Below are 7,648 nucleotides of genomic sequence, written 5' to 3' on the forward strand. Positions count from 1 at the left end.
AAATATCTTGCACTCGATTATATTTCCAATATTTTAGAAATATAGTTTGATAGGAGCCCGCTATGCCCCCCTTCACCACCCTGTTGCAAGACGCCGCGCAGATGTTTCTGCTGTTGTTTGCCGAGCTGTCTCTGCTGTTTTTGCTGATCAGCGCCGCCATCAACCGCCTGCGCCAGACGATACCGGATCATCGCATCCAGGCCCTGCTCGGGGCCCGTCAGGGGCGCGGCTATCTGACCGCTGCCCTGCTCGGGGCCATCACCCCCTTTTGCAGCTGCTCGACCATCCCCATGCTGCGCGGCCTGCTCGACGCCAAAGCCGGCTTCGGCCCAACCCTCACGTTTTTGTTCGTCTCGCCCCTGCTCAACCCCATCATAGTGGGCCTGCTGTGGGTCACCTTCGGCAGCCAGCTCACCCTGCTCTATGTGCTGGTCGCCGCCGGCACGGCCCTCATCGCCAGCCTGCTGCTCTCCCAGTGGGGCTTCGAGCGCTACGTCATCACCACGCGAAGCGAGCCGTCATCTTGCTGCTCGCCGCGCCCCGCCATGGCCGCTGCCAGCCCCTCGGCAACCATTCGCGGCCTGCGCCCGGCCAGTGGCCCAATCCTGCGCCCGGCCAAGACGGCGTGTTGCGCAGCCCCGAGCCCGGCACCGGTCAGCACCGCCAGCTGCTGCGACACACCAGCACCGGTCAGCACCTCCGGCTGCTGCGACGCGGCGGCACCGGTCAGCACCGCCAACTGCTGCGACACCCCAGCACCGGCCAGCACCTCCGGCTGCTGTGGCACGGCAACCAGCGCGACCCCCTCCCCCTGGCGCGCCGCGCTGGTTGAGGCCTGGACGCAGTACCGGGATCTGCTCCCCTACCTGCTGCTCGGCGTCGTGGTCGGGGCCTTTATCTACGGCTTCATTCCGGCCGACTGGATTGCCCGCCACGCCGGCCAGGACAACCCCTTCGCCATCCTCGTGAGCGCCGTCATCGGCATTCCGCTCTACATCCGGGCCGAGGCGGTGATCCCGCTGGCTTCGGTGCTGCTTGGCAAGGGGATGGGCAGTGGCGCCGTGATGGCGCTCATCATCGGCAGCGCCGGCGCCAGCCTGACCGAGATCATCCTGCTCAAGTCCATGTTCCGCACCCCCATGATGCTGGCCTTTCTCAGCGTCATTCTGGGCATGGCCATCCTGATGGGCTACCTCTGCCAATACCTGCTCTGAGGTTGCGCCCATGAAAAAGGCCAGCCCGAGGGCTGGCCTTTTTGCGTCTCGCGCAGACTTACATCTGGTCGACCATGTCCTGAGCGAACTGGGAGCAGGAGCGCAGGGTGGCCCCTTCCATCAGACGCTCGAAGTCATAGGTGACGGTCTTGTTGCGGATGGCCGCTTCCATCCCCTTGACGATGAGATCGGCCGCTTCGACCCAGCCCATGTGGCGCAGCATCATCTCGGCAGAGAGGATGAGCGAACCCGGGTTGACCTTGTCCTGGCCGGCGTACTTCGGCGCGGTGCCGTGGGTCGCCTCGAACAGGGCCACGCCGTCACCGATGTTGGCGCCCGGCGCAATGCCGATGCCGCCGACCTGGGCCGCCAGAGCGTCGGAGATGTAATCGCCGTTTAAGTTCATACAGGCGATGACGTCATACTCGGCCGGGCGCAACAGGATCTGTTGCAAGAAGGCGTCGGCGATGACGTCCTTGACGACGATGGTCTTGCCGGTCTTGGGGTTCTTGAACGAGCACCAGGGGCCGCCGTCGATGAGCTGGGCATCGTACTCTTTCTGGGCCAGGGCATAACCCCAATCCTTGAAGGCACCTTCGGTGAACTTCATGATGTTGCCCTTGTGCACCAGGGTCACCGAGTCGCGATCGTTGTCGATGGCATACTCGATGGCGGCGCGCACCAGACGCTCGGTACCGGCCTTGGACATGGGCTTGATGCCGATGCCGCAGGTCTCGGGGAAGCGAATTTTCTTCACGCCCATCTCGGTTTGCAGGAAGGCGATCACCTTCTTGGCTTCGTCGCTGTCGGCCTTCCACTCGATGCCGGCATAGATGTCTTCGGCGTTCTCGCGGAAGATCACCATGTCAGTCAGCTCGGGGTGCTTGACCGGGCTCGGGGTGCCTTCGTAGTAGCGCACCGGACGCAGGCAGATGTAGAGATCCAGCTCTTGGCGCAGGGCCACGTTGAGGGAGCGGATACCGCCACCGACCGGGGTGGTCAGCGGGCCCTTGATGGCCACACAGTATTCGCGGATGAAATCCAGGGTCTCGGCCGGCAGCCAGACGCCTTCGCCGTACACCTTGGTCGACTTCTCACCGGTGTAGATCTCCATCCATTCGATCTTGCGCTCGCCCTTGTAGGCCTTCTCGACGGCGGCATCCACCACCTTGAGCATGGCCGGGGTCACATCGACACCGATGCCGTCACCCTCGATAAAGGGGATGATGGGGTTATTCGGAACATTCAGCTTGCCGCCAGCTGCGGTGATTTTCTGTCCTTGAGAAGGGATAACTACTTTGCTTTCCATCGGCATCTCCTAACATCCTTTTGTTATCAATCTGATCATTTCGCGCGGCCATCTTAGCCCATCCCTTTACATAATCAAATGGCGAGCACGCAGGGCGAACCATAGTCGCGCACTGGATCACAATGCTCCCCATCCCAATAAAAGCCAGCCATTTCGTGCCCTCTGGCATCAGGCAGGCACGGCGCGTTGGCGCCCTATCCCCAGCAACAGCGTCCTCGCCGCCCCCCAGCAGGGCCGTGCGACCCCTCCCACACCCCAAGCTAGAGCGCACAGAAAGTAGGGACAAACCCTACAAATTCCATTGCTTTTCAAGTGGCAAATAGTAATAATTATCAATTTGCTTTTGTACCCATCCCCCCGAGGTTCCCACAAGATGTTTCGTCACCCCCTGGCAAGGCTGCTGCTGCTTGGTCAGCTCGCTCTGGTGAGCTGGATGGCGCAGGCCAATCCCCCCGTTGAAGTGGAAGATGTGATGGGCCGCAAGGTCTCCCTCAACCTGCCCGCCAGCCGTATCGTGCTCGGTTTTTATCCCGAGGATTACCTGGCGGTGGCTGGTGAAGGCGGTGCCGATCGTCTGGTGGGCATGTCCCGCGGCTGGTTCGTCAAGTCCCGTCCCGCTATCTGGTCTCTCTATGTCGCCAAAGAGCCGCAACTGGCCAAGGTACCCGACCTTGGCAACGTGCAGGATCAGAGTTTTTCCATCGAAAAGACCCTGGCGGTCAAACCCGATCTGGTGATCCTGGCAAAATGGCAATACGAGGCCTTGGCCGCGGATCTGCCGCGCTTCGAGCAGGCAGGGATCCCTGTGGTGGTGGTGGACTACAACGCCCAGACCCTGGCGCTCCACATGGCGAGCACCTTGCTGCTCGGCAAGGTGACCGGCCAGGAGGCCCGCGCCCAGAAGATGGCCGACGAGTATCAGGCCAAGATTGACACCATCACCTCGCGCATCGCCGCCGCAAAGCGTCAGCCGCCCCGGGTCTACATCGAGCTCGGTGACAAGGGCCCGGCCGACTACAGCTACACCTATGGCAAGGACATGTGGGGCGCCATGGCCCTGCTGGCGGGCGGTGACAACGTCGCGGCCCCCTTCGTCGATCGCTGGGGCCCCATGCACCCGGAGCAGCTGCTGGCCAGCAAACCCGAGGTGATCCTGATGGCAGGTTACGAAAGCGTGAGCAGCGCAGAGGCGATGCAGGTAGGCCAGGACATCTCGGCCCAGACGGTGCTTCGCCGTTTGCAAGGCTTTGCCGCCCGCCCGGGCTGGAGCGAGCTGCCCGCGGTGCAGCAAGGTCGCCTCTATGCGGTCTATCACGGCGCCACCCGCAGCATCATGGATGCCGCCCTCATCGAGTTCATGGCCAAGGCCCTCTATCCGGATCTGTTCCAGGATATCGACCCCCTGGCCACCTATCAGGACTTCTATCGCCACTATCTGCCGATCCGTCCTCAGGGCACCTTTATGCTGGGCATCAAGCAGGGTGAAGCCAACTAAAGCCGGTCGTTCGGGCTCTGCCACACATAGGCAGGGCCCTCTTCATCCGCCCTCTTTTTCCCTTGTGGGCGCCCTCATGGCGCCCGTTTCAGGATTGACATCATGAATGATTTGGCTGCCTTGCAGCAGACCCTCACCCGGCAGCGGCAACGGGAGCGCCGTCGCTGGCGCTGGCTGGCACTGCTTGCCCTGGTGCTGTGCATCACGCTGGTGCTCGATATCGCCACCGGCCCCTCTCTGCTGGCCCTGCGCGATGTGATCGATGCCCTGATCTCCCCCGCCCAGGCTGACCCCATGACCCGCACCATAGTCCATGACATGCGCCTGCCCATCGCCCTCATGGCCCTGGTGGTTGGCGCGGCCCTTGGTTTGGGCGGTGTGCAGATGCAGACCCTGCTGGACAACCCCCTTGCCAGCCCCTACACGCTGGGGCTGGCCGCAGCCGCCGGCCTTGGCGCGGCGCTCGCCCTCTACACCGGCGGCCTCGGGCTGCCCCCCCTGATAGCCATTCCGGCTGGCGCCTTCGTCCTGTGTATGTTGGCCTCCTGCCTGCTGTTTGGTCTGGCCATGATGCGCCATGTCAGCAACCAGACCCTGATCCTGGCGGGCATCGCCCTGTTGTTCCTGTTTCAGTCCCTGCTCTCGCTGCTGCAATTTCTCTCCTCCCCCGAGCTCAACCAGCAGATCCTGTTCTGGCTGTTTGGCAGCCTGATGCGCACCACCTGGGACGCCCTGGCCATCACCACAGTGGTGACCCTGATCTGCACCCTGCTCATCTACCGGGATGCCTGGGCCCTCACCAGCCTGCGCCTCGGGGAAGCCCGCGCCCGCAGCCTCGGCGTCAACGTGGATCGACTGCGCATAAAGACCCTAGTGTTGGTCGCCCTGCTGACCGCCACCGCCACCAGCTTCGTCGGCGTCATCGGCTTCGTCGGTCTGGTGGCTCCCCACATCGCCCGCATGCTGGTGGGGGAAGATCAGCGCTTTTTGATCCCCCTCTCCGCCCTGTGCGGCGCCTGCATGCTCTCGGCCGCCTCAGTGCTCTCCAAGTCGATCATTCCGGGGGCCCTCTTCCCCATCGGCATCGTCACCGCGCTCATTGGCGTGCCCTTCTTCATCTGGTTGATCCTCGGCAGGGGGCGTAAACGTGCTTGAACTATCCCGACTCTCCCTCTCTATCGGCCAGCAGACCCTGCTGCGGGATCTCAACCTGACCCTGCAACCGGGCCAGGTGCATGTGATCATCGGCCCGAACGGAACCGGCAAGACCTCCTTGCTGCGCGCCCTCTTCGGCGAGCTGACCCCGGATGGCGGTGACATCCGCTTAGGGGGCCAGAGCGCCCACCAGATGACGCAGGCCAGCTGGCGCCAGCAGTTTGGCTACATGCCCCAGAACATTCAGCTGGAGCTGGATTTGAGCGTCATCGAGGTGGTGGTGCTCGGGCGCCTCGACAGCCTCTCCATGCGCCTCGCCGACGAGGACATCCTGGCGGCCGGCCGCGCCCTGCAAGCGCTCGGCATCGCCCATCTGGCGGATCGCCCCCTCTACTCCTTGAGCGGTGGCCAGCGGCAGATGGTGCTGTTCGCCCAGGTATTGCTGCGCAACCCCCGCATCATGATGCTGGACGAGCCGGTCAGCGCGCTGGATCTGCACCACCAGATGCAGCTGATGGAGCACCTGAGCCAGCAGACCCGCGAGCAGCAGTGGATCACCCTGGTGGTGCTGCACGATCTCAACCTGGCCGCCCAGTTTGCCGATCAGCTGATCGTGCTGGCCGATGGCGATCTGCAAGCCTTCGGCCCCCCCGCCCAGGTGCTCGACGCCTCCCTCATCGAGCGCCTCTATCATGTGCCGGTAGAGATAAGTCACGATCAGAGCGGCATCCCCTTCCTTCGAACCGTGCGCAGACAACCATGAGAACAAACGCCCCGCGCCGCAGCCCACAACAGGGGGCGCACAGCCACCCCCGGAGCCATGGAGCATGAGCGGCGCCTCCTACTGGCGGGACTGGCAGGGCATGAGCCCGGCCGCCCGTCTGCTCATCACCAACGGGCTGGCCTTCAACCTCGGCTTTTACATGATGATGCCCTTCCTCGCCCAGCACATGGGCAGCGGGCTGGGGCTGGCCGGCTGGGCCTGTGGTCTGGTCATGGGGATGCGGGTCTTTAGCCAGCAGGGGCTGTTTCTTCTGGGCGGCACCCTTGGGGATCGCATCGGCTATCACCCCGCCATCGTCTGGGGCTGCCTGGTGCGATCGGTCGGCTTCGTGCTGCTGGGCTGGGCCGAGTCCCTGCCCATCCTGCTGCTGGCCGCCGCCCTCACCGGCTTTGCCGGGGCCCTGTTCACCCCTTGCGCCCAGGCCTATCTCGCCAGCGAATGCCATAACCCTAGCCAGCGTCAGCGCGCCTTTGCCCTGCACAATCTCGCCAGCGAAGCGGGCATGCTGCTCGGCCCCCTGGTTGGCCTGACCTTGACCCAGCAGAGCTATACCCTGACCGGGTTCCTGGCGGCGAGCCTGTTTGCCCTGCTCGGGGTGTTGCAGTATCGGGTGCTGCCCAAACGCCCGGTCAGTCGCCAGACCCCGCGCGGCGCCATCTTGTCCCAGTGGGGCACCATAGTGCGCCAGCGCCCTTTTATGACCTTCACCCTGCTGGCGGGCAGTTATCAGATCCTGTTCCACCAGCTCTATCTGGCCCTGCCCGCCCATATCCAGAGTCTGCCGGACGCCACTCACCTGATCGGCGGCGTCTTCACCCTCTCGGCGGTGATCGGCGTCCTGCTCCAGCTGCCGGCCTCGCGCCTGGTGGAGCGCCGCCTGGGAGTGCCGCTCGCCATGGGGCTCGGCATCGGCCTGATGGGCGTGAGTTATCTGGCCCTGCCCCTGCTCGCCCCCTGGCCGACGGCGGGGGTCATGGCGCAGGTAGCCCTGCTCTCCTTGGGCTCCATCCTCTGCTTCCCGCTCTTTGCCGCCCAACTGCCCCGCTACGCGCCGCCTGAGCAGCTCGCCAGCTACTACGGCTTCTATGCCAGTACCGGCGGCTGCATGGCGCTCGTTGGCAACCTGCTGATCGGCTTTATGCTGGGGGACGCAGGCAGCCGCCCCGCCACCGCCATCTGGCTGCTGCTGGCGCTGATCGGCCTGCTGGTCGGGCTCGGCCTCTATGCCCACCTCAGGGGCTCAGTGGCCGCAGGCACCACCACGCCATGATGGATGGACGGGCAACGGCACCAAACGAGCGGGCGTGAAGTGCGCATCGGCCAGCGGCGGGAACCGCGCCATCTGGCCTATGCAGAAACGGGCGCGGGCTCATGATCCCGCCTCCCTGTGATACACTGCCCCCTCCCCAGTTTTTGGTCTGTTTGCGATGAAACCTGCCCGTCCTCGCCGCTCCCTCGCCGAGCGCGCCACCCCTTCTGGCCGCGCCGCCCGTACCGGAGCCCAGCGGCCCGCTCCTGCTCGTCCGCGCCCCGGCAGCCAGCCCGACCTGCCGGCGCGGCAAAAGCCGGCCGTGGCCCCTGCCGATCGCAAGCTGCTGCTGCTCAACAAGCCCTACATGGTGCTGTGCCAGTTTACCGACGAGGCAGGAAGGGAGACGCTCAAGGATTACATCACCGAGCCCGGTATTTAC

The 7,648-nt window shown here is 64.3% G+C and carries 6 protein-coding genes and 1 pseudogene; 6 read left to right on the plus strand and 1 reads right to left on the minus strand.

From position 1 onward, the window contains the following. Window positions 1–62 precede the first annotated feature (62 nt). The gene (locus BN1134_RS05150; protein ID WP_042045663.1) at window positions 63–1,214 is read left to right on the plus strand and encodes a permease; all 1,152 of its coding nucleotides are present in this window, start codon (window positions 63–65) and stop codon (window positions 1,212–1,214) included. Window positions 1,215–1,272: 58 nt separating this feature from the next. Here the strand turns inward: BN1134_RS05150 and icd are convergent, their stop codons facing one another. Next, the gene (gene icd / locus BN1134_RS05155) at window positions 1,273–2,523 is read right to left on the minus strand and encodes an NADP-dependent isocitrate dehydrogenase (RefSeq protein WP_042045681.1); all 1,251 of its coding nucleotides are present in this window, start codon (window positions 2,521–2,523) and stop codon (window positions 1,273–1,275) included. A gap of 373 nt (window positions 2,524–2,896) precedes the next feature. Here icd and BN1134_RS05160 point away from each other — a divergent pair, with 373 nt between their 5' ends. The 5 genes and pseudogenes from BN1134_RS05160 to BN1134_RS20150 all read left to right on the plus strand — a co-directional run. Beyond that, window positions 2,897–4,018: an ABC transporter substrate-binding protein gene (locus BN1134_RS05160; protein WP_042045664.1), complete on the plus strand. Its 1,122-nt coding sequence runs from the start codon at window positions 2,897–2,899 to the stop codon at window positions 4,016–4,018. 102 nt (window positions 4,019–4,120) lie between these two features. Then, complete coding sequence (locus BN1134_RS05165) at window positions 4,121–5,173, plus strand: FecCD family ABC transporter permease (RefSeq protein ID WP_042045666.1); 1,053 nt, start codon at window positions 4,121–4,123, stop codon at window positions 5,171–5,173. After that, window positions 5,166–5,936 carry an ABC transporter ATP-binding protein gene (locus tag BN1134_RS05170; protein WP_042045668.1) on the plus strand — a complete coding sequence of 257 codons (771 nt, stop codon included), beginning with the start codon at window positions 5,166–5,168 and terminating at the stop codon, window positions 5,934–5,936. The genes BN1134_RS05165 and BN1134_RS05170 overlap by 8 nt, the downstream gene beginning before the upstream one ends. Before the next feature lie 64 nt (window positions 5,937–6,000). Further along, on the plus strand, window positions 6,001–7,227 hold the full coding sequence (locus tag BN1134_RS05175) for an MFS transporter (protein WP_042045670.1): 1,227 nt from the start codon (window positions 6,001–6,003) through the stop codon (window positions 7,225–7,227). Window positions 7,228–7,384: 157 nt separating this feature from the next. Beyond that, window positions 7,385–7,648: pseudogene (locus tag BN1134_RS20150) on the plus strand (pseudouridine synthase); the annotation flags it as partial.

This window comes from Aeromonas simiae, assembly GCF_000820125.1.
In the GTDB taxonomy this organism is placed as follows: Bacteria; Pseudomonadota; Gammaproteobacteria; order Enterobacterales; family Aeromonadaceae; genus Aeromonas; species Aeromonas simiae.

Excerpts from the sequence above, each read along its gene's own strand:
- BN1134_RS05150 (WP_042045663.1), top strand. The coding sequence starts at position 63 with ATGCCCCCCTTCACCACCCTGTTGCAAGACGCCGCGCAGATGTTTCTG.
- BN1134_RS05165 (WP_042045666.1), top strand. The coding sequence starts at position 4,121 with ATGAATGATTTGGCTGCCTTGCAGCAGACCCTCACCCGGCAGCGGCAA.
- BN1134_RS05160 (WP_042045664.1), top strand. The coding sequence starts at position 2,897 with ATGTTTCGTCACCCCCTGGCAAGGCTGCTGCTGCTTGGTCAGCTCGCT.
- icd (WP_042045681.1), bottom strand. The coding sequence starts at position 2,523 with ATGGAAAGCAAAGTAGTTATCCCTTCTCAAGGACAGAAAATCACCGCA.
- BN1134_RS05175 (WP_042045670.1), top strand. The coding sequence starts at position 6,001 with ATGAGCGGCGCCTCCTACTGGCGGGACTGGCAGGGCATGAGCCCGGCC.